The following is a 20,190-nucleotide window of genomic DNA, read 5'->3' as shown; positions in this document are numbered from 1 at the left end:
TGATTGAGGTTGCCCGCCCTGAGACTTCGTGTTGTACGGGCCCTCACTTTAAAAGTTGTACTGACTCATTGTAAAAGTATGACTCTGGTTGTACTCTGGCGATATGGACTGGACCGCGGACAAGGTGCGTGCAGCTGTCGAGGACCTGCGGCGCTACGGTGACGACTTCGTCTCGGTGGAAGCCAAACGCGCAGACGGGGGACTGCCCGAGAATCTCTCGGAGACAGTGTGCGCTTTTGCGAACATGCCGGGCGGGGGTGTCATTCTGCTCGGTGTCGACCAGCATGACGGTTTCGCCATTTCCGGTGTCCGCCAACCCAATGTGCTCGCCCAGGGTCTGGTCGAAAAGACCCGTGCCACGGTGGATCCCGCGCCTCACGTAGTCACGAGCTCAGTGGAGATCGATGGCGTCAGCGTCGTGGTCGCGGAAGTGCGACCGGTCCACCCGAGTCTTCGCCCCGCAGCGGTGGATGGTGTCGCGTACCTGCGTCAGGGTGACGGCGATTACCAGATGAACGCCAATGACCTACGCCTTCTCGAGATCGACAAGCTGCTGTTCAGTGGGCAGGTGCCCGGCGAGCTACGGCCGGTGGCCGGCACTTCGAGAGAAGACCTCGATGGCGATCTGACCGACGCTTACCTGGGCAGCATCCGACGGCATAGCAGGCGTCTCGGGGCGTTGTCCTCCGATGACGATCTTCTTTGCGCAGTCGGAGTCCTGACAAAGGACGGGGAACTGACGGTCGCCGGCCTCTACGGACTCGGGTACTACCCGCAGGGACGGTTGCCCTCGCTCTCTGCGACCGCGGCGGTGCGTCTCGACCGGGGGCGGGGACCGGCGCGAACCCGGAATCTGACTCACTTCGAGGGACCCGTGCCGCAGATGCTCACTGACGTGGTGGACTGGATCGCCGCGAACACCGGTACCGAGCAGGCCTACCGCGAGGACGGGCACATGGAGCAGCGTCCGGAGTTCCCCGGACGGGCGATCCGCGAGCTTGTGGCCAATGCCCTGGTCCACCGGGATCTCGGCCCGGCGTCCCTCGATGAGCCGGGCCGACACGTCGACGTCCGGGTCCACAACGACCGAATGGTGATCACCAGCCCGGGCGGTCTGCGTGGCGTGTCGGTTGAACAGCTGGAGAGCGCCGAGGTCCACACCGCTGAGGTCAACCAGCGTCTCTACCAGCTGATGAAGTACGCCGTCACCCCTGACGGTTCCCGCGTGGTCGAGGGAGAGGGCGGCGGAATCCGGGAGATGTTCGACTCCGTGCGTGAGGCGGGGTTGGCCAGGCCCAGGCTCTTCGACAACGGCGTGAAATTCACCGTCATGCTGCCCAGGAAACGACGGTTCACCGCCGACGACGAGAAGGCTCTGGAGCGGCGTTTCCCCGGCACTGATCTCTCGGCGATCCAGAAGACGGTCATTCTGGCCGGCGACGCCGGAGAGACGTGGACCCCGGAGCGGGTAGTCGAGGAGTTCTCGCCGCTGGACCGGGAAAGCGCTCGAAGCGAGATCGAGTGGTTGCGGGAACACGGTTTCCTGGAGACGGCTTCGCTGAGCCCGGCAAACGACCGCGATACCGGTCCGTCTTCGAGCTTCCCGCAGGAACAGTCCGCTGGGCCTGACGAGCAGCCGGTACCGTCCTCGACCGGCCGAGGGATCGATCGGGTCCCCACCAACCAGCAGCTCGTCATGGAGGCGTTGGCGGCCGGCCCGCTGAACTTCGCCGGCATCGTGGACGGCACCGGGCTGACTCAGGGGCAGGCGCGCTACGCGGTGAACAAACTGATCGAAGCCGAAGCCATAGAAATGGTCGGCGGCCAAGGCAGCCGCCGGACCTTCTACCGGGTCAAATCCGAAAGCTGACCCGGCTCCCGCCTACTTCCCCTCGCGCGGGGTGACCTCGCGCAGGTAGTCGGCGACCTGCTGCACCTTCTTGCGCGCCACCGCCGGCGTCTGGATGCGGTGTCGGGCGACGAGCTCGCTCACGGTGATCTGCGCGGCGTCGTCAATCCCCTCCGGGCGGGCGGCGATCTCGTCCTGTAGGCCGATCTGCGCCAGCGTCGGCGCCCACTCGGACGGGGCGGGAAGCTCGGCGCCGTCACGCACGGCGTCGGGAAGCTTGGCCACGCTGCCCAGGTCCGGGAACGTCAGCACCAGGGCGTCGGCACGCGCGCCGGCGAGCACCGCCAGCGCGCCACCTGAGGAGTAACCCCACACCGTGACGGTCTTCGCGCCCTGCGCGCGGGCGTGGTCGATGCACGCCTCGACGGCGGAGACCATCTCCGGGACCGTGTGCTCGGGGGCGAGCGGGTAGTCGAGGTCGATGATCGTCGTGCCCGAGAGCACCGCCGCGGCCGCGACCTCGGGGCGCCACTGCATCTCCATCGCCTCGCCGGCGCCGCGCCACCAGCCGCCCGAGTGCAGCGAGACGGCCCACGCGCCCGTCGGCTCCGGCGGCACGAAGGCGGCGGCGCCCAGTTCGGGGAGATCCTCGACCGTGGCCGGGGTGCCGAAGGCCACGCCCGGCATCGAGTGGTCCAGGCCCGCGCCCAGCATCAGCATGCCCGCGTGGGTCAGGCGGTCCGGCAGCAGCGCGGTCCACTTGTCGGCCGGCTCCGGGTCGCCGTCGCCGCCGGCCCACGGCGGGGTGAACGGCGGCAGCGGGTAGTGCGCGTCGATGTAGGAGCCGATCTGCTCGAGCTGCTCCTCCTCGGTCGGGGTGCGGTCGACCCCGCCGACGTGGAAGGCCGCGCGCTCGGCGGCGTCGATCTCCTCCTCGGTGCGCTGGTCAGCCTGTTTTTCGAGGTCCTGGTCGTGCTCGTGGGATGCGTCGTTCATGAGCACCAGTCTAGGTCTGTCCCACAGCCGGTTGTGGTACATAAGGAGGAGACAGCGTGCTGAAACGCCTCGAAGGGCAGGAGCGAGCCAATGAGCGGAACCGCGCACATCTACGACGCCGAGCTGAACCCCACCAAGGATGAACTGGCTCGCCGCTTCGCCGGCTTCGACGAGGTCGTCGGGTCCTGGCGGCTGGTCGACCCCGACGACCAGGTCGGCATCGAGATCCTCGTAGGCCGCGACTTCTACGGCCGCGTGCTCCAGCTGCCCGTGACCTACCGGCCGATCGAGGCCGCGCTCGACGAGGGCGTGACCTTCACCGAGATGGACCACAGTGAGCTCGGCCGGCGCGCGGTCAGCATGGCCACCGCCGACCCGGTCGCCGTGCGCGAGATGATCCGCGCGATCCTCGGCGCCGACACCTCGGCGGACTTCTCGCTGGGCAGCCCCGTGCTCACCGCGCACGGCAGCGGCTGCGTGGCCGACGACCCGATCAGCGAGGTCAGCGAGGTGGACGTGCGTGAGTGCACCCGTCAGCGCGCCTCCGGCGTGGCGCTTGTCGACGGCGCGCACAGGAACTTCGTGCTGCGTATCGCCGCGCAGCCCGGCCCGGCCCGCCCCTCGAGCACCGGGTACCAGACGCCGAAGCTGCGGCTGACGACCACGGCGCCCGAGCTCTTCGGTGACTCCGAGGTCGTGCTGGCCGACCTGTACTGGATGGGGTAGGGGGCCAGGGGCCGGTGCGATTCCGGTTCGATTTCCGGGGTGCGCGCACGGTTTTACCGACCCGGGGTCGGTAAGCGATTTCGCCCGCTTCCGTGACCTGCGGGTTTAGCGGGCCCATTTCGGGATTACCGACCCGGGCCCGGTAACCCCCGCTGGCCCGGGGCCTCGGCGCCCCCGGCCAAACTCAGCTCAGCGGCTCGAGTCGCCCGACGGCGTGGACGACCTCGGGCTTCTTCGCCGAACGCAGCTGCAGCCCCCAGCCCGAACCGGTCGCGGAGACCGCGGTCGACCCGCCGGTCGACCCGCCGGCCGCCCCCGAACCGTCCGCGCCTGCACCGTCCGCATCCCGGTCGGCCGTGAACGCGACCTTCGAGGGCAGCCGCACCGGATTGCCGAACTCCACCTCGAAGCGCGCGGCCTCGGGCACCAGGCCCTCCATCCCGGCGAGCATCGCGGCGGCCGACCACATGCCGTGGGCGATGGTGCTCGGGAAGCCGAAGGCCTTCGCGCCCACCTTGGAGACGTGGATCGGGTTCTTGTCCCCGCTGGCCTCGGCGTACGCGGAGATCGTGTCCTGGGTGACCCGCACGAAGGCGGGGTTGGCCGCAGGCTCCCCGGCGGCCTTGACCGCGGAGTCGGCCGCGGCGGGCAGCCCCTCGGTCTTGGCCCCCTTGCCCAGGAAGCCGGAGACCTGCCGCCAGACCACCTCGTCGCCCTCGGCGGGGATGGTGACCTCGGTGACCATGTCGATGAGCATGCCCGCGCGGTGGGCGCGCGGGTTCTCGGCGCGCACGCGGATGTCGAGCGCCTCGCCGACGTGCAGCGGGCGGGTCTGCTCGATGGCGTTGGTCAGATGGACCACGCCGACGGCGCCGAAGGGGAAGCCCTTCGAGTTCATCACCTTGATGGCCAGCGGGAACGCCAGCACGTAGGGGTAGGTCGCGGGCAGCTCCTCGCCGAAGCGCAGGCCGGTGGTGCGGCAGTACTCGGCCAGGTGCGCGGTGTCGGGGACCACGCCGTGGACCTCGAAGCGCTCGGCCGGGATCTCCCGCGCGCCGGCACCACCGGCACCGGCGCCACCGCCAGAGCGCGCGCCGGAACCGCCGGCACCCGACCCCTTCTTCAGCGCACCCAGCCCCGGCACCAGCCCGCCGAGCGCCGCGCGGTACTCGCCCATCAGGTCGGGGACGGCCGCAAGCTTCGTGTAACCGTTGGTCGCAGCAGCCATGTTCTACGCCCCCATCATGTTCTGGCCGCACACGCGCACGGTGTTGCCGCTGACCGCGGCCGAGGCCGGGGCGGCGAAGTACGCGATGGTCTCGGCGACGTCGACGGTCTGGCCGCCCTGCTGCAGCGAGTTGATGCGCCGGCCGACCTCGCGCGGGCCGAGCGGCATCGCGGCGGTCATGGCGGTCTCGATGAAGCCGGGGGCCACGGCGTTGACGGTCAGGCCCGCGCCGGTCTCGGCGAACTTGCCGGAGAGGGCGTCGACCAGCCCGATCACGCCGGCCTTGGTGGTCGCGTAGTTGGTCTGGCCGCGGTTGCCGGAGATGCCGGCCATCGAGGAGACGCCGACCACGCGCGCGGACTCGGAGAGCGCACCGGCCTCGAGCAGGGCCTCGGTGATGCGCACGGGGGCGACGAGGTTGATGTTCTGCACCATCTTCCACTGGCCCTCGTTCATGTTGGCCAGCAGCTTGTCGCGGGTCACACCGGCGTTGTGCACGATGGTGTCGATCGGGGCGTCGAAGCGCTCGCGCACGTGCTCGGCGATCACCTCGGCGGCGTCGTCGGCGGTCACGTCGAGCGGCAGCGCGGTGCCCTTGACCTTGTTGGCGGTGTTGGCAAGGCCCTCACCGGCGGCGGGGATGTCGACGCAGACCACGCGCGCGCCGTCGCGGGCGAGCACCTCGGCGATGGTCGCGCCGATGCCGCGGGCCGCACCGGTGACCACGGCGACGCGTCCCTCGAGCGGGCGTTCCCAGTCGGCGGGCTCCTCGGCGGCCTGCGCGCCGACGCGGATGACCTGCCCGTCGACGAAGGCGGACTTGCCGGAGAGCAGGAAGCGCAGCGTGGAGGCCAGCGGGGCGAGTCCGCTTGCCGACGCCGCGTGCGCCCCGCCCTCGCCGGTTCCCGCACCCGTGGCGGCGGACCCGGCGCGGAGCGCCGGGTCGGTGTAGACGAGCTGGCAGGTGGCGCCTCGGCGCAGCTCCTTGGCCAGCGAGCGGGTGAAGCCCTCGAGGGCGCGCTGGGCGATGCGCTCGTCGATGTCCGCGGTGGCCTCGGGGGTGGTGCCGAGGACGACGAGGCGGGCGCAGGGGGCGACCTTGCGCAGCTGCGGGTGGAAGAAGTCGTAGAGGGCCTCGAGGTCCTCGGGGCGGGTGATGCCGGTGGCGTCGAAGACGAGGGCGGCGCGCTTGGTGTCGGCCTCGGCGGAGAGGTACTGGTAGTCGCCGCCGAGCAGGTCGCGCAGGCCGCCGGCCAGCCGGCCGTCGCCGCCGATGACGACGGGGCCGTCGAGGGCGGGCTCGCCCGGGGCGTGGCGGCGCAGCTTCTCGCCCTGCGGCACGCCGGCCTTGGCGGCGAGCGGGGAGTTGATGAACTGTTCGAGCAGTCCGGACTTCGGCATGGTGTTGGCTCCCTTGGTCGGTGGTGCTGTACTCGTGTGGAGTCGGACCCGGCGGTCCTGGACCCAGGTGGTTTCTGTCTTGTAGGTGTCGGTGCACGGTGCAGCGTGCGGCGCCCGGGCGGGCCCGGGGCGCCGGTGCCGCTGCACGGTTCGGCTACACCGTAGCAGCGGCAAGTGTGGCGCAAGCCAAATCAAAAAAGAAAAGTTGCACACGCCACGTCGGAGTGTGCGATCATTCCCCGGGAACGCCCCGCGGGAAAACCGCGGCCACGACAACCGAGGAGTACACCATGATCACCTCCACCCGCCGCGTCGCCGTCCTCGGCGGCAACCGCATCCCCTTCGCGCGCTCCAACCGCGAGTACGCCGACGCCTCCAACCAGGACATGCTCACCGCCGCCATCGACGGGCTCGTCGCCCGCTACGGCCTGCAAGACGAGCGCCTCGGCATGGTCGTCGCGGGCGCCGTGCTCAAGCACTCCCGCGACTTCAACCTCACCCGCGAGTGCGTGCTCGGCTCTGCGCTGAGCTCGCAGACCCCGGCCATGGACGTCCAGCAGGCCTGCGGCACCGGCCTGGCCGCCGCCGTCTCCGTGGCGGACGCGATCGCCCGCGGCCGCATCGAGGCCGGCCTGGCCGGCGGTGTGGACACCACCTCGGACGCCCCGCTGGCCGTCGGCGACGAGCTGCGCCGTACCCTGATCAAGCTGACCACCGCCAAGTCCACCGCGGACAAGCTCAAGCTCGTCGGCTCGATCCGCCCGAAGCAGCTGGCGCCCGAGCAGCCGCAGAACGGCGAGCCGCGCACCGGGCTGTCGATGGGCGAGCACGCCGCGATCACCGCCCGCGAGTTCGGCATCACGCGCCAGGCCCAGGACGAGCTGGCCGTCGCCTCGCACCGTAACCTCGCCGCCGCCTACGAGGCCGGATTCTTCTCTGACCTGCTGACCCCGTTTCTCGGCGTGCAGCGCGACACCAACCTCCGCCCGGACTCCGACACGGAGAAGCTGGCCAAGCTCAAGCCGGTCTTCGGCAAGAAGGACGCCGAGCGCCACGGTGCGCAGACGACCATGACCGCCGGCAACTCGACCCCGCTGACCGACGGCGCCTCGGTGGCCCTGCTGGCCAGCGAGGAATGGGCGGAGCAGCACAACATCCCGGTGCGTGCCTACCTGGTCGACACCGAGATCGCCGCGGTCGACTTCGTCCACGGCCCCGACGGCCTGCTGATGGCCCCGACCTACGCCGTGCCGCGCATGCTCGAGCGCAACGGTCTGAGCCTGCAGGACTTCGACTTCTACGAGATCCACGAGGCCTTCGCCTCCCAGGTCCTGGCCACCCTGTCCGCCTGGGAGTCCGACGAGTACTGCCGCGGGTGCCTGGGTCTCGACGGCGCGCTGGGCTCCATCGACCGCGCCAAGCTCAATGTCAAGGGCTCCTCGCTGGCCGCCGGCCACCCCTTCGCCGCCACCGGCGGGCGCATCCTGGCCACCGCCGCGAAGACGCTCGAGGAGAGCGGCGGCGGCCGCACCCTGGTCAGCATCTGCGCCGCCGGCGGCCAGGGCATCGTCGCCATCCTGGAGCGCTGACCCGCGCCACCGCCCCGGCCTCGCGCGCCGGCCTCGAGTGCCGGGCCGCGCCGGGACGTGCCGGCCGCCTCGCGCGGCGGTGCGCCTCCGCGCCGGGCCATGCCGGGCCGCGCCGGGGCGGGGTCGGACCGGGTGTCCTCAACCGAATCGTTATTCGTTTTTCCATGACAGGGGAGTGTCGGCTCCTTTAGGGTGAGCCATAGCACACGAGGAAAGGACTATGTTATGAGTAACAAAATTACCACGGCCAAGCCCGAGTCCGGTAGCCCGGCCGTCCTGCCCACCGAGACCGATGACAAGATCGGCCGCGGTCTGCGCGCCATCCTCGACGGCCCCTGGGCCCGCCTGCGCCGCGAGGTGCGCGAGACCATCAACAACCCGGACCTCCTGCCGGCCCCGCACCTCAGCCTCGACGAGCAGCGCGAGCGCCTGCTCGGCCAGGTCAAGGCCATGGGCGCCACCGGCATCCAGTCCGGCGCCTTCTCCGTGGCCAACGGCGGCCAGGGCGAGAACGGCAACATGCTCACCAGCCTCGAGATGATCGGCGGGGTCAACCTGCAGCTCATGGTCAAGGCCGGCGTGCAGTGGGGTCTGTGGGGCGGTGCCGTCGACGCCCTCGGCACCGAGCGCCACCGCCAGTACGTGCAGGACACCATCGACCTGAAGCTGCTCGGCGCCTTCGCCATGACCGAGCGCGGCCACGGCTCCAACGTCCGCGACCTGGAGACCACCGCCCACTTCGACCCGGCCACCGGCGAGTTCGACATCCACTCACCGACGCCCTCCTCGGAGAAGACCTACCTGGGCAACGCCGCCAAGCACGGCTCCATCGCCGCCGTCTTCGCCCAGCTCTACACCCCGGAGAGCGAGGAGTCCCGCGGCGTGCACTGCTTCATCGTGCCGATCCGCGACGGAGCCGGAAACCCCCTGCCGGGCGTGACCATCGAGGACAACGGCCACAAGGGCGGCCTCAACGGCGTCGACAACGGCACCCTGAAGTTCGACCACGTGCGCGTGCCGCGCGAGAACCTGCTCAACCGCTTCGGCGACGTCGACGAGAAGGGCCACTACACCTCCTCGATCGAGTCGGACAACCGCCGCTTCTTCACCATGCTCGGCACGCTGATCCGCGGCCGCATCGCGGTCGGCGCCGCCGCCGGCGCCGCCACGCGCTCGGCGCTGGCCATCGCCACGAAGTACGCGACGCGGCGTCGTCAATTCGAGACGGTGCCCGGCAAGGAGCGGCTCCTGATCGGCCACCGCCAGCACCGCCGCCGCCTCATCCCGCGCATCGCGCGCTCCTACGCGCTGGCGCTGCTGCAGAACCAGCTGATCAAGACCGCCGACGAGCGCCTGCGCGACACCGAGACGGTCAACCGCACCGGCGAGGACCTGTGGAAGCAGCGCGAGTTCGAGTCGCGCGCCGCGGCCGTCAAGATCGCCAACACCGCCCACGCCATGGACGCCATCCAGGAGGCCCGCGAGGCCTGCGGCGGCGCAGGCTACATGGCCGAGAACCTGCTGACCACCTTCCGTGCGGACGCCGACGTCTTCGTCACCTTCGAGGGCGACAACACGGTGCTCGCGCAGCTGGTGGGCAAGGAGATCATCACCGCCTACTCGCGCGAGATGTCCGGGCTGTCGGGCATCGACATCGTCAAGTTCGGCGTCGACAGCGTCAGCGAGATCCTGCGCAAGCGCACCCCGATCCCGCTGACCGTGCAGAACTGGGTCGAGAGCATCAGCCGCAACGACGAGAACTCGCTGTTCAACGCGTCCTACCAGCTCAAGCTCTTCCAGGAGCGCGAGCAGAACATGCTGCGCGCGCTGGGGCGCCGCCTGCGGACGGCCAAGGACCTGCCGCTGGCCGAGGCCGCCGAGGTCGTGGACAAGGCCCAGGACCACCTCATCGACTGCGCCTGGGCGCGCGTGGACACCCTGCTGCTCGAGGCGCTCCTCGAGGCCGAGGCCGACATGGACGACCTGCCGGAGGACTCCCTGCTGCGCAAGGTCTTCGAGCAGATCCGCCAGCTCTTCGCGCTGGACACCATACTGAAGAACTCGGGCTGGTACCAGGAGAAGAACGTGCTCGTCGGCGGCCGGATCTCCGCCGCGCGCGCTGCGGTCAACGACCTGGTCGACTCGCTGGGCCCCTGGGCCGAGCAGCTCGTCGACGGCTTCGGGGTGCCGGACGTGGTCCTCGACGTGCCGATGCTGACCACCCGCGCCGGCGTCGAGGGCGTGCCGGAGCAGAACCGCGAGGAGATCGCCGCGGACCTGGCCGCCAGCGCCGGCGTCGCCGACCGCGTGCCCAACCGCGAGGTGTCGGGTGACGACGCCGCGGGGCGCCAGGCGGCCGAGTAAACACCCGCGCGGCGGTGCTGACGCGCCGCCGCCGGAGAACAGACAAGGAGGCCGCCGGTCCCGGTTCGGGATCGGCGGCCTCCTTATCTATAGGTGACGGTGCGGAGCGCCGTCACGTGCGGAGCGTCGTCACGCGCGCGACGCCGCGCGGTGCGCACGGCGGGTGCGGCGCGACGTCGTCAAGCGACGGTCACCAAATTGTGACGCGCCGCTCGGGGGCGACGTACATCGGGTTGTCCTCGCCGACCTCGGGGAAGGCCTCGTAGAACTCGTCGATGTTGGCCGCGATGACGTTGCAGCGGAACTCCGCCGGCGAGTGCGGGTCGATGGCCAGGTACTGCGTGGCCATCTCCGGGCGGATCGCCGTGCGCCACACGCGCGCCCACGCCAGGAAGAGCCGCTGCAGGCCGTCGAAGCTGCGCCCGGCGATCTCCGGGTCCGCGTCCGAGACCTCGAAGGCCTTCTTCTCGGTCTCCTCCGGGGAGACACCCTCGGCCTTGAGATGGCGCAGGTAGGCCACCACCGCGATGCCCAGGCCGCCGAGGTCACCGATGTTCTCGCCCAGCGTGAACGAGCCGTTGACCCCGCCGGACTCGATGCCGGCCTCCTTGAGTTCGGTGGGCACCAGCCCGTCGAACTGCTCGACCAGCCGGTTGGTCAGCTTCGTGAACGCCTCGCGGTCCTCGTCGGTCCACCAGGAGTTCAGGTTGCCGTGGCCGTCGTAGCGCGAGCCCTGATCGTCGAAGCCGTGGCCGATCTCGTGGCCGATCACGGCACCGATCGCGCCGAAGTTCTCGGCGGCGTCGGCCTCCGGGTCGAAGAACGGTGGGCGCAGGATCGCCGCCGGGAAGGTGATGTCGTTGACCACCGGGTTGTAGAAGGCGTTGACGGTCTGCGGGGTGGTCACCCACTCGTCGCGGTCCGCCGGCTTGCCGATCTTGGTCACCTCGAAGTCGTGGTTGAACGCCGCGGCCTTGCGGGTGTTGGCTACCAGGTCGGCGCCCTTGTCCGAGAACTCCAGGCCCTCGTAGCTGCGCCAGTTGTCCGGGTAGCCGATCTTCGCGCGGAACAGGCCCAGCTTCTCCAGGGCGCGCTCGCGGGTCGCCGGGGTCATCCACTCCAGCTGGCTGACGCGCTCGCGGTAGGCGGCGACCAGCTCGTCGACCAGGCCCAGCATGCGCTCCTTCGAGGAGGCCGGGAAGTGCTCGTCGACGAACTTCTTGCCGATCTCCTGGCCGACCATCTGCTCGGCCAGGCCCGCGCCGCGCTTCCAGCGCGCGCGCTGCTCCTCCGCGCCGGAGAGTACGCGGCCGTAGAAGTCGAAGTTGGCCGCCGAGATCTCCTCGGAGAGCACCCCGGCGCTCGCGCGCAGTAGCGCCCAGCGCGCCCACAGCTTCCAGTCGTCCAGGCGCTCGTCGGTGAACAGCCCGGCGAGGTGCTCGAGGTAGCTCGGCATCATCACCACGATGCGGTGCTCCGGCAGCCCACCGCCGGCGAGCATCTCGCGCACCACCTCGGGCAGCTCGGCGAACTCGGTCGGGTTGTAGGTCTTGACGGCGTCGCGCGAGGCGACCACGTCCCAGTGGCCGGCCGCGATCTCGGTCTCGAGGTCCACGACGCGCTTCGCGGCGTCGGCGGCCGCGGCGGCGTCCACGCCGTCGAGGAAGCCGAGCATGCGCTCGACGTGCCCGCGGTAACGGCGCAGCGTCTTGGCGTGCGCCTCCTCGCGGTAGTAGGCCTCGTCCGGCAGGCCGAGTCCGGCCTGCACCAGGTAGGCCAGGGCCTCCTCGCCGCCGGAGTCCTTCTCCACCCAGAAGCCGACCGGGGCGCTGCCGCCCACCCGGTCCAGCTCGCCGAGCACGCGCGCCAACGCCGGGGCCGACGCGGCGTCGTCAATCTTCTTCAGCTCCGGCGCCAGGGGCGTCACACCGGCGGCGTTGACGCCCTCGGTGTCCATGAAGGAGGCGAACAGGCGCCCCGGCAGGCCCTCGTCGGCGGTGAGGATGTCGCGGACGTCGGCCTCGGCGGCGTCGCGAAGCGCGTGGAAGGTGCCGTCGACGCCGCGGTCGGCGGGGATGGTGTGCCGCGCGATCCACGGCCCGTTGACGTAGTGGTAGAGATCGTTCATGGCGTCCACCATAGAGCGGGTGGTGGGGGGCCTCGCGTAGCCTGGGCGCCATGCAACTGACGGCACCGCGCGTGAGTCCGGGGGAGCGGGCGGCCATCGCCGATCCGCGCGCCTGGCGGCTCGGCCCCGTACCTCCGTACCGGGCATGGTGGCTGCTGACCGGGCTGCTGGCACTGACCCTGATCGTCCCCTTCGTCCTCGACCTCGCCCTCCCCGAGGCCGACGCCGACGACGAGGTGGTCCTGAGCGCCGAGGGCTTCGACTGGGAGCTGCCCGTCGAGGACCCGGCCACCGGCCAGACGATGATCTGCGAGGCCGACATGGAGTCGCTCTCGGGCGCCGCCTACAACTGCGGCGGGGAGCGCATCGACATGATGGCCGCCGAGGGCTACCGCGACGCCGACCGGTCGGTGCGCCGCGCGATGCGGGCGCTGTCGCAGAACGTCATCTTCGACTTCGCCGACGTCGAGGTGCACTGGGACGGGCGCTTCGGCATGGCGGTCTCCTCCGAGGAACCCGTGGTCGGCGTGGCCATGATTGACCCCGACGCGCGCGGCGAGGGCGCCGGCGCGGACGACCCGGACCCGATGCTCGTCGCCGTCGTCGAGGGCGACGACGCCGCGCGGCTCGTGGCGCCGGTCTGGCGCGCGCTCGGTGGCGGGGAGATCCCGGCCGAGGCGCAGGCGGAGCTCAACGCGCTGGGCAGGCCCGGAGCCGGCCCCGGCGGCTCCGGCTCCGAGCTTCCGGGGCGCGAGGAACGCTCGGGCGTGCCCGATCTCCCCGATCTCTCCGACCACCGGGGCAGTTTCTACGACGCGGCGGGTGCCGGTGCGGGCCGCGCGGGCGCCGCCGCCGTCCGCGCGGGAGTGCACCGCGCGGGCGCCGCCGCCGAGGAGGTGCGCGCATGAGCAGGCTCTTCCAGATCACCCTGTGGGTGCTCGTGATTGTCACGGTGCCCGTCTCCGCGCTGCTGCTGGTACCCAGCGGGATCATGTCGCCGCCCGGGCTGTTGCTGAGCCTGCCGCTCGGCGCGGTCTACATGGCCGCGTGGATCCTGCTGCTGCGCCTGCTCGCCCACTGGCCCGCGGCCGGCTTCGGCTGGGCGTTCGCCTGCGTGGCCAGCGGCATCGGTATCGCCACGGCCGTGCTGCCGTGGGCCGGGCCGATCTCCTCGGTGGTGACCAAGCTCGGCTGGGACGCGGTGAACATGTCCTTCGGCGGCGCCTACCCGGAGGAGATCCTCAAGTCCGCCGCCGTGGCCGTGATCCTGCTCAGCTTCCGCGGCGTGGACCGCCCCTGGCACGGGCTGGTCACCGGCGCGCTGGTGGGCCTCGGCTTCGAGACCTACGAGAACGCCCTCTACGCCAGCTTCGGCGCGATGCTCGACCCGAACACCGACGTCGAGGGCACCCTGGGGATGTGGCTGCTGCGCGTGGTCTTCGGCCCCGGCCTGCACGTGATGTTCACTGGCCTGGCCGGCTGGGGCATCGGCGTGGCGCTTTTCGACGCCCGTCTGAGCACCGCCCGGCGGTGGGGCGCGGCGTGCGCGTGGGTGGGCGCCGGATTCGCCCTGCACTTCTGCTGGAACATGATGACCGGCTCGATCCCGGCGCAGATCGCCGTCTACATCGCGGTCGCGCTGGTGGGCTACCCGCTGTTCATCGGGCTGATGTGGCGCGGGCACCTGCTTGGCCGGGCGGACCGGGAGGCCCGCCCGTGGCACTACGACGGCAGCATGCGCCGGCGTGCGCGGCAGCGGGCGCAGGTGCCGGGGCCCGGTGTCCCCGGGCCGGGTGCCCCGGCGGGCGGTGCTCCCGGTGCTCCGGCGGTCGGGCCCGGTGTCCCCGGTGCTTCAGCGGCCGGGCTCCCCGCACCGGGCGCCGGGTGGGGCGGTAAGGGCGTCCCCGCGCCGGGCGCGCAGGGCGCGCCGGGGTGGGGGACGCAGCCGACGCCGGGCGCGTCGGAAATCGGTGGTCCGGGCGCGCCGGGTCGGCCCGCACCGGATCAGCCTCTGCCGGGTCAGCCGGTGCAGCCTTCGCCTGGTCAGCCTGTGCAGGGGCCGTACCCCGCCGGGCCGTACAACCAGCACCCGGCAGGTCCTTACAGCCAGCCTCCGGCGGGTCCGCACCAGCGGTACCCGGCCCCCTACGGCGCCTATGACCCGTACCGGCCGGAGCCGGGCGGCTGGGCCGCGGAGTCCGAGGGCCGCCGCTAGTTCTTCTCCTCGTCCTGGGTGTCGATGTTCATCTCGGAGGGCTTCCACAGCCCCGAGCGCGTGATCTCCTCGTGGTCGATCTGCGCCACCCGCGGCTGATCGCCCTGCGAGTTCGAGCGCGGGGTGTAGATCTCCAGGGAGCCCCAGTCACGCTGCCAGTCGCCGTCGAGGTAGGCGGGCAGCTCGTAGGACCAGTTGACCGTCTCGGCCAGGCCCAGCGTGCCGCCGCCGGCGTAGTCCTGCACCGGCGAGAGCGTGCGCTTGCCCGGGCCGTCCGGCGAGACGCGGAACTCGGGGATCTCCGCCACGCCCGCGTAGTGGCCGAAGGGCCGCTGGCACGGGAACTGCAGGCCGACCGACCAGTCGATCATGCCGGGGGCGTCGGCGTCGAGGCGCTCGCTCAGGTGCTCCAGCGTCGGCACGCGCGGCGGGGTGAAGGCCAGCCACTCGTCCTCGTCGAGCGAGGTGTCGCGGGCGTTGATGCGCACCACGTCGGCCGACTCGGGCAGCTCGTCGAGCGGCAGGCGCAGATTGCGCCACGTCGGGGAGAGTCCGACGTCGTAGAGCTCGACGGTGCCGGTGTCGGTGACCTCGCCGTCGGCGCCGCGGGTGCCGTACTCGAGGACCAGGCGCTGGCCCTCCTTGAGCTCGCCGTTGATGTCGTGGTGCTCGATGGAGCCGGCCGCCGAGACGACGAGCACCGGCTTGTCCCCGCTGCGCTGGTCGGGCATCTCGTACCAGGCGGTCTTGGCCGCGGCGGCCGCGCCGAGCTCACCCTCCGGGGTGTAGGAGCCGATCACCGGCACCCGGCGGAAGTCCAGGTTGAACGGCAGGTCCTGGGTAGAGCCGTTGACGCCGACGGCCTCGCCGCCGCGCTCGCCGCCGGTGGTGCCGGAGGTGGCGTCGTCACCGTCCGCGGTGTTCTGCTGTTGGGAGGCCTGGGTGGCGAAGGAGCCGGCATCGCCGGTGGCCACGTCGTCCGGGGCGATGTCGCTGGGCACGGCGTTCGGGTCGAAGCCGCGCACCTCGCCGGCCTCGAGGGACTCGCCGAGCGGCACGCCGTCGATCGGGGTGAGGAAGGAGTCGTTCGTGTCGGCCTCGACCAGCACGTCGCCACCGAGCCCGCAGGTCTTGCCGCGCAGGTCGTTCAGGTTGCCCTTGCCCACGGAGTAGGCCGGGTACTGGTCGATGAAGCCCTTGGCGAAGCTGGCCACCGAGAAGGCCGCCGTGACCACGCCGAGCACCGCGATCGGGGCGGCGACCAGGCGGGTCCAGGCGTTCTGCCTCGGCGCCGGGCTGGTGCCGCGCACCCCGGCGACCAGGGCCTGCACCACGCCGACGGCCAGCACCAGGATGGCGATGAGCAGCACGATCGAGGTGGCGAAGACCGCGTGGTACTGCACCGGGCGGTCCCACCAGGGGATCGCGAAGCTGGAGACGTACCACCAGCCGTTGTCGCCGGCCAGGGCGAGTGCGTAGAGCAGCAGGAAGCCGCCGACGATCAGCGTGTGCGCGCGCCGCGAGCGCAGCGCGAGCAGCGAGACCGCCAGCGCGGCCACCGCCGCGAGCGCGGCGCCGATGCCCGCGTAGACGCCGAAGTGGTGGGTCCACTTGGTGGGCGTGAACATCATGAAGAACATCGCGCCGACGACGATGCCCACCAGACGCAGCACCGGACCGAGGTCCGTGCCCGGGATGCGCCGCCAGCGCACCACGGCCAGGACCACGACGGCCAGGGCCACGAAGAGGATGAGCATCGGGAAGCGGCGGGTGAACGCGCCGTCGACGGTGCCGACGTCGAAGAGCGACTGGTAGCGGGCGAACTCCTGGTACCAGGGCAGCGAGGGGCCGATCTCGCCGCGCACGCGCGTCGACTCGAGCACGCCGGCCAGCGTCTGGTCGGCGAAGACGGCGATGAGGATCGCGGTGCCGGCGCCGAGGAAGGGCGCGAGCATCGGCAGCACCGAGCCGACCATGGCGCGGCGGGCGAAGAGCACGCGGAACAGCGCCGGCAGGCTGACCAGGAAGGCGGCCACGGCCATCAGGCCGGTCGGGCCGGCGCCCAGGGAGAGCGTGGCGATGATCAGACCGACCGCGGCGGGCAGCAGGCGCCGGGTGGCGATGGCCCGCTCGAAGCTGACCCAGGTCACCAGCGCGCCCATCGCGATGACGGGCTCGGGGCGGGTGCCGTTGTCGTAAGGCAGCCAGAAGGCCAGGAAGATCGCGGCGACGGTCCACAGCGTGACCTTGCGTGCGCCGACGGCCTCGCCCAGGCGCGGCAGCACCTCACGGGAGAGCACGAACCAGATGATCAGGGCGCTGACCAGGGCGGGCAGCCGCATCCACGCCGAGGCGGTGGACACGTGCGTCATCAGGGCCAGCAGGTCGTAGTAGGGGGTGCCGAAGGGCGACTCGGGCACGCCGAACCAGCGGTAGTAGTTTGCCATGTAGCCGCTGGGCCCGGCCTCGCGGGCCATGGTCAAAAGGTAGCCGTCGTCGGCGGTGTTGGCGCCGAAGAAGTGCCAGAAGAGGAGTACGCCGCCGACGATCCAGTCGAGCACCCGCGGGCGCCAGGACCCGGGCCGCACCACGGGCAGCCGGCCGCGCCCGTCGAGGCGGTCCAGGCGCCACAGGCACCACAGGGAGACTGCGGTGAGCACCACGCCCAGCCACATCGCCAGCGACTTCCACACCGTCGGCGAGGAGGTGAACCGGGAGTTGATCTCCACGTGCACGTCCAGGCCGGCGTCGGCCAGGGCGGCGGCGTTGTCGGGGGCGTCGGCGATCTCGGAGTAGACGCCCGTGACCATGGGGCGCAGGTCCTCGTCGGGCTTCTCGCCGGTCAGGGTCTCCTCGTCGAGGGTGCCCACGCCGGCGGCCTGCCCGGTCACGTCGACGGTCGCCGCGTCCTCGGTGACCTTGACGTGCAGCGCCGCGTCCGCGTCGAGGGCGTCGACCTCCTCGGGCGAGAGCCGGAAGAAGACGGTGCCGGCGCTGGCCACGCTCAGGTCGCCGTCGACGGAGCGCACGAACAGCCCGCGCTGCCCGGACTTCTCCGAGTCCGAGGGCACCGTGCCCAGCAGCAGCGTCTCGCCCTCGTTGAGCCGGCCGACGGCGTCGACGGGCACCGTGGCCTCGAGCTCCTCCGGGGCGTAGGACATCAGCGGCGCGTTCACGCTGGCCAGGTCGCCGTCCTGCGGCCAGTTCAGCGTCGACTGCGTCTGCTTGACCGGCAGGAACGGCACGGCCAAAAAGGACAGGAACGCCAGCACGCCGGTGACGACGGCCAGGGTCTTCAGCCACCGCGGCGCGAGCGGGCGCTCCGGCTGCGGCAGCTCCGCGGTGTGCGTGCGCCGTGCGTCGTGGTCACCGCGCACGCTTGCCGACGTCGCCGTGGCCGCCGCGGGCGATTCCGCCGCGGGTGCGTCGGGGTGCGGGTTCTTGGGGGATCTCGACGGGTCAGTCACATATCGTGAGTCTACGGCAGCCCCGCGGCGCGGCCCCAAGCCGCGCCCGGGCCGCCCGGTGGGCGCCTGCCCCACGCGCCACCGCAGCGGGTGCGGGGCGGCGAGGTCGGGGCGTCGGCAATCTCTCTCCTAGCGGCGCACGGCGACGACGAAGGGGCCGACCTGCTCGACGGTCCACAGGTCCGCGTCGTCGAAGACCTCCGGGTTGAAGAAGACCGCGCGGTAGCGGACGTTGGGCTGGTTGGGGTAGATGTCCTCGGCGAGGTGGACCTTGTAGGCGTCCTCGCCGGCCAGCCCGGCCTCGACGTCGCCGCGCATGACGAAGACGTCCGGGGCGCGCCACGGGGTGTCCTCGATCTTGTCGACGAAGCCCCGCGGGTCCGCCTCCCAGGAGTCGTCCGCCCACTGCTCGATGGCCTCGTTGCGGTGGTCGAACTCGCCGAGCGGGTTGGCGTAGTGGCTGGTGAAGGACTGGAAACCGAAGTAGGGGTAGTAGGCCATGAAGCGGATCTCGTCGGTGAAGACGACGGTGTCCTCGGGCACGCGGCCGGCCTCGCGGATCGTCTGGTCGATCTCCGCGTAGTACTGCGTGGCGTCCGGGGCGAAGCGGTCCGCGCGCTCGCCGTAGCCGTCGGTGTCCACGTAGGCGTGGTCGATGTGCTCCTCGTTGCGGCCCGGGATCTGCTGGGCGTAGGCCAGGCCCGCCAGGCCCAGCAGGCAGACGAGCACCAGGCTGACCGTGCGGCGCGCGGCCGGGGTGACGCGGTCCGGGTAGAGCTTGTCCGGGCCGACCGCGCGCAGCCGGGCCAGCGCGAGCATGCCCGCCGTGGCCAGCGCCACGGTGACCAGCACGTCCGCGCGGAAGCCGAGCAGCGTGGTGCCCAGCGCCGTGATCAGCATGCTCAGCAGGATCCAGCCGTAGAAGCAGCCGGTGGCGATGGCCAGGGCGCGCGCGTCGAGGTCACGCCAGCCGGCGATGAGGTAGACCAGGCCGACCAGGCAGAGGAAGCCGACCAGGGAGAAGGCCAGGAAGGGCATCGGCAGGCGGGTGCCCTCGCCGGGCAGGTAGTGCATGGCCGTCGCCCCCGAGGCGTGGCCGCCGGTCAGCTCCTCGATCAGGTAGGGCGCCCAGACGACCGCGGCGATCGCCATGGAGCCCAGGCCCGCGGCGAGCAGGTGGAACAGCGGGCGGATCGAGCGGTGCGCGGCGGCGGCCCAGAAGGCCAGGACCACCACGGTGCCGGCGAGCAAGCCCGTGTAGAGGGTGTACATCGAGGCCGAGACACCCAGGTAGACGGCGACGCCGAGGGTGGCGAACCAGGAGCCGTCCACGGCGCGCCGGGCGACGAGCACCGCGGCCGCCGCCCCCATGGCGATGATCGTCGCGTAGGGCTCCTCGGGGTTCATCACCAGCATGATCGAGGTGGTCACCAGGGCGATCGCCGCGCCCTGCGGCAGCGAGCCGGTCAGCCGCTGCCAGACCGGCACCAGCGCGCAGGCCGCCGCGGCGATGGAGACCAGCGCCCACGGCTGGTAGACCTCCCAGCCCGGCAGCCCCAGCAGGTTGGCCAGCCGGCCGCCGCCCCAGAACCAGGCGGACGGGTAGTAGCTGGGCAGGTCCCAGTAGTTCATGTCCGCCAGGTGCGCGGTCTGCGTCATGCGGGTGAGGAACTGGGTACGGAAGGACTGGTCGGCCTGCAGGCCGTCGAGGTAGAGGCGGGTCGCCGAGAGCGGGACGCCCGTGGAGGTCAGGACCAGGCCGGCGGGGGCCAGGTAGGTCACGGCGACGGTCAGCCAGGTGCGCCAGCGGGGGCGGGGGTTGTCTGTGTCGGCGCCGGTGTTGGCGCCGGTCTTGTCGGCGTCTGTGTCGCGTTCGCGGATCCACAGCGCGCAGAGCACCACCACGGCCGCCACGACGACGACCGTCCCCGCCGTGGCCAGCGCGCGGGTGACCATCGAGGTGTTGAAGGCTGGCAGCGATACCGCGCGCAGCACCAGCCAGCCGGCCAGCGTGGCCACCGCGCCGGCCAGTGCGGCCAGCAGGATCGCGGCCACCGTTGCGCCCCGGCCCCAGCGGTCCGGGCGGACCGGTGCCGGCGGCGGGGTGAGGCGGTGGGCCTCGGGGTCGGTGGTGGTTTCCCCGTTCACCGGGGTCGCGGAGGCACCCACCGGGGTCTCCGGGTCGCCGGTGGGGGAGGCGGTGCTGCTGGTTGCCATGAGCTCAAGT

Annotated in this window: 12 protein-coding genes; 6 read left to right on the top strand and 6 right to left on the bottom strand. The window is 71.6% G+C overall.

Going from position 1 to position 20,190, the window contains the following annotated elements; all coding sequences use genetic code 11:
- The first annotated feature begins 103 nt into the window (after positions 1 to 103).
- Complete coding sequence (locus tag QP119_RS04500; RefSeq protein ID WP_284773932.1) at positions 104 to 1,870, top strand: ATP-binding protein; 1,767 nt, start codon at positions 104 to 106, stop codon at positions 1,868 to 1,870.
- A 12-nt stretch (positions 1,871 to 1,882) separates the two neighbouring features.
- On the opposite strand, the gene QP119_RS04495 is transcribed toward QP119_RS04500, so the two are convergent.
- A complete protein-coding gene (locus QP119_RS04495; protein WP_284773930.1) occupies positions 1,883 to 2,845 on the bottom strand; it encodes an alpha/beta hydrolase in 963 nt (320 codons plus the stop codon).
- 90 nt (positions 2,846 to 2,935) lie between these two features.
- Here QP119_RS04495 and QP119_RS04490 point away from each other — a divergent pair, with 90 nt between their 5' ends.
- On the top strand, positions 2,936 to 3,571 hold the full coding sequence (locus QP119_RS04490) for a CG0192 family protein (RefSeq protein WP_284773929.1): 636 nt from the start codon (positions 2,936 to 2,938) through the stop codon (positions 3,569 to 3,571).
- 184 nt (positions 3,572 to 3,755) lie between these two features.
- On the opposite strand, the gene QP119_RS04485 is transcribed toward QP119_RS04490, so the two are convergent.
- Both QP119_RS04485 and QP119_RS04480 read right to left on the bottom strand, forming a co-directional pair.
- The gene (locus QP119_RS04485) at positions 3,756 to 4,799 is read right to left on the bottom strand and encodes a MaoC family dehydratase (RefSeq protein WP_284773928.1); all 1,044 of its coding nucleotides are present in this window, start codon (positions 4,797 to 4,799) and stop codon (positions 3,756 to 3,758) included.
- A 3-nt stretch (positions 4,800 to 4,802) separates the two neighbouring features.
- Positions 4,803 to 6,200 (bottom strand): 3-oxoacyl-ACP reductase, encoded by a 1,398-nt coding sequence (locus QP119_RS04480; RefSeq protein WP_284773926.1) that lies wholly within the window; start codon positions 6,198 to 6,200, stop codon positions 4,803 to 4,805.
- Between the two features lie 290 nt (positions 6,201 to 6,490).
- On the opposite strand from QP119_RS04480, the gene QP119_RS04475 reads away from it, so the two are divergent.
- Together QP119_RS04475 and QP119_RS04470 are read left to right on the top strand one after the other, a co-directional pair.
- Positions 6,491 to 7,789 (top strand): acetyl-CoA C-acetyltransferase, encoded by a 1,299-nt coding sequence (locus QP119_RS04475; protein ID WP_284773924.1) that lies wholly within the window; start codon positions 6,491 to 6,493, stop codon positions 7,787 to 7,789.
- A gap of 225 nt (positions 7,790 to 8,014) precedes the next feature.
- Complete coding sequence (locus QP119_RS04470) at positions 8,015 to 10,153, top strand: acyl-CoA dehydrogenase family protein (protein WP_284773921.1); 2,139 nt, start codon at positions 8,015 to 8,017, stop codon at positions 10,151 to 10,153.
- 190 nt (positions 10,154 to 10,343) lie between these two features.
- On the opposite strand, the gene QP119_RS04465 is transcribed toward QP119_RS04470, so the two are convergent.
- Entirely contained in the window at positions 10,344 to 12,281 is a 1,938-nt protein-coding gene (locus tag QP119_RS04465) for a M13 family metallopeptidase (RefSeq protein ID WP_284773919.1), read from the bottom strand.
- A 50-nt stretch (positions 12,282 to 12,331) separates the two neighbouring features.
- Between QP119_RS04465 and QP119_RS04460 the strand changes: the two genes are divergently transcribed.
- Positions 12,332 to 13,189 (top strand): hypothetical protein, encoded by an 858-nt coding sequence (locus QP119_RS04460; RefSeq protein ID WP_284773917.1) that lies wholly within the window; start codon positions 12,332 to 12,334, stop codon positions 13,187 to 13,189.
- On the top strand, positions 13,186 to 14,496 hold the full coding sequence (locus QP119_RS04455; protein ID WP_284773915.1) for a PrsW family intramembrane metalloprotease: 1,311 nt from the start codon (positions 13,186 to 13,188) through the stop codon (positions 14,494 to 14,496). Before QP119_RS04460 ends, QP119_RS04455 begins: the two co-directional genes overlap by 4 nt.
- Here the strand turns inward: QP119_RS04455 and QP119_RS04450 are convergent.
- Positions 14,493 to 17,963: an arabinosyltransferase domain-containing protein gene (locus tag QP119_RS04450; protein ID WP_284773913.1), complete on the bottom strand. Its 3,471-nt coding sequence runs from the start codon at positions 17,961 to 17,963 to the stop codon at positions 14,493 to 14,495. The two genes, QP119_RS04455 and QP119_RS04450, sit on opposite strands and share 4 nt — an antisense overlap.
- Positions 17,964 to 18,092: 129 nt before the next feature.
- Positions 18,093 to 20,180 carry a galactan 5-O-arabinofuranosyltransferase gene (locus tag QP119_RS04445; protein WP_284773911.1) on the bottom strand — a complete coding sequence of 696 codons (2,088 nt, stop codon included), beginning with the start codon at positions 20,178 to 20,180 and terminating at the stop codon, positions 18,093 to 18,095.
- Between the last annotated feature and the right edge of the window lie 10 nt (positions 20,181 to 20,190).

Origin of the sequence: Corynebacterium frankenforstense (genome assembly GCF_030211955.1) — a bacterium.
GTDB classification, from domain to species: domain Bacteria; phylum Actinomycetota; class Actinomycetes; order Mycobacteriales; family Mycobacteriaceae; genus Corynebacterium; species Corynebacterium frankenforstense_A.
Note: the sequence above shows the minus strand (reverse complement) of the source record. Positions and strands in the feature narration are given on the sequence as shown.

Coding starts and splice junctions, on each gene's coding strand:
- QP119_RS04460 (WP_284773917.1), top strand. CDS start 12,332: ATGCAACTGACGGCACCGCGCGTGAGTCCGGGGGAGCGGGCGGCCATC.
- QP119_RS04470 (WP_284773921.1), top strand. CDS start 8,015: ATGAGTAACAAAATTACCACGGCCAAGCCCGAGTCCGGTAGCCCGGCC.
- QP119_RS04495 (WP_284773930.1), bottom strand. CDS start 2,845: ATGAACGACGCATCCCACGAGCACGACCAGGACCTCGAAAAACAGGCT.
- QP119_RS04465 (WP_284773919.1), bottom strand. CDS start 12,281: ATGAACGATCTCTACCACTACGTCAACGGGCCGTGGATCGCGCGGCAC.
- QP119_RS04455 (WP_284773915.1), top strand. CDS start 13,186: ATGAGCAGGCTCTTCCAGATCACCCTGTGGGTGCTCGTGATTGTCACG.
- QP119_RS04485 (WP_284773928.1), bottom strand. CDS start 4,799: ATGGCTGCTGCGACCAACGGTTACACGAAGCTTGCGGCCGTCCCCGAC.
- QP119_RS04480 (WP_284773926.1), bottom strand. CDS start 6,200: ATGCCGAAGTCCGGACTGCTCGAACAGTTCATCAACTCCCCGCTCGCC.
- QP119_RS04445 (WP_284773911.1), bottom strand. CDS start 20,180: ATGGCAACCAGCAGCACCGCCTCCCCCACCGGCGACCCGGAGACCCCG.
- QP119_RS04475 (WP_284773924.1), top strand. CDS start 6,491: ATGATCACCTCCACCCGCCGCGTCGCCGTCCTCGGCGGCAACCGCATC.
- QP119_RS04490 (WP_284773929.1), top strand. CDS start 2,936: ATGAGCGGAACCGCGCACATCTACGACGCCGAGCTGAACCCCACCAAG.
- QP119_RS04500 (WP_284773932.1), top strand. CDS start 104: ATGGACTGGACCGCGGACAAGGTGCGTGCAGCTGTCGAGGACCTGCGG.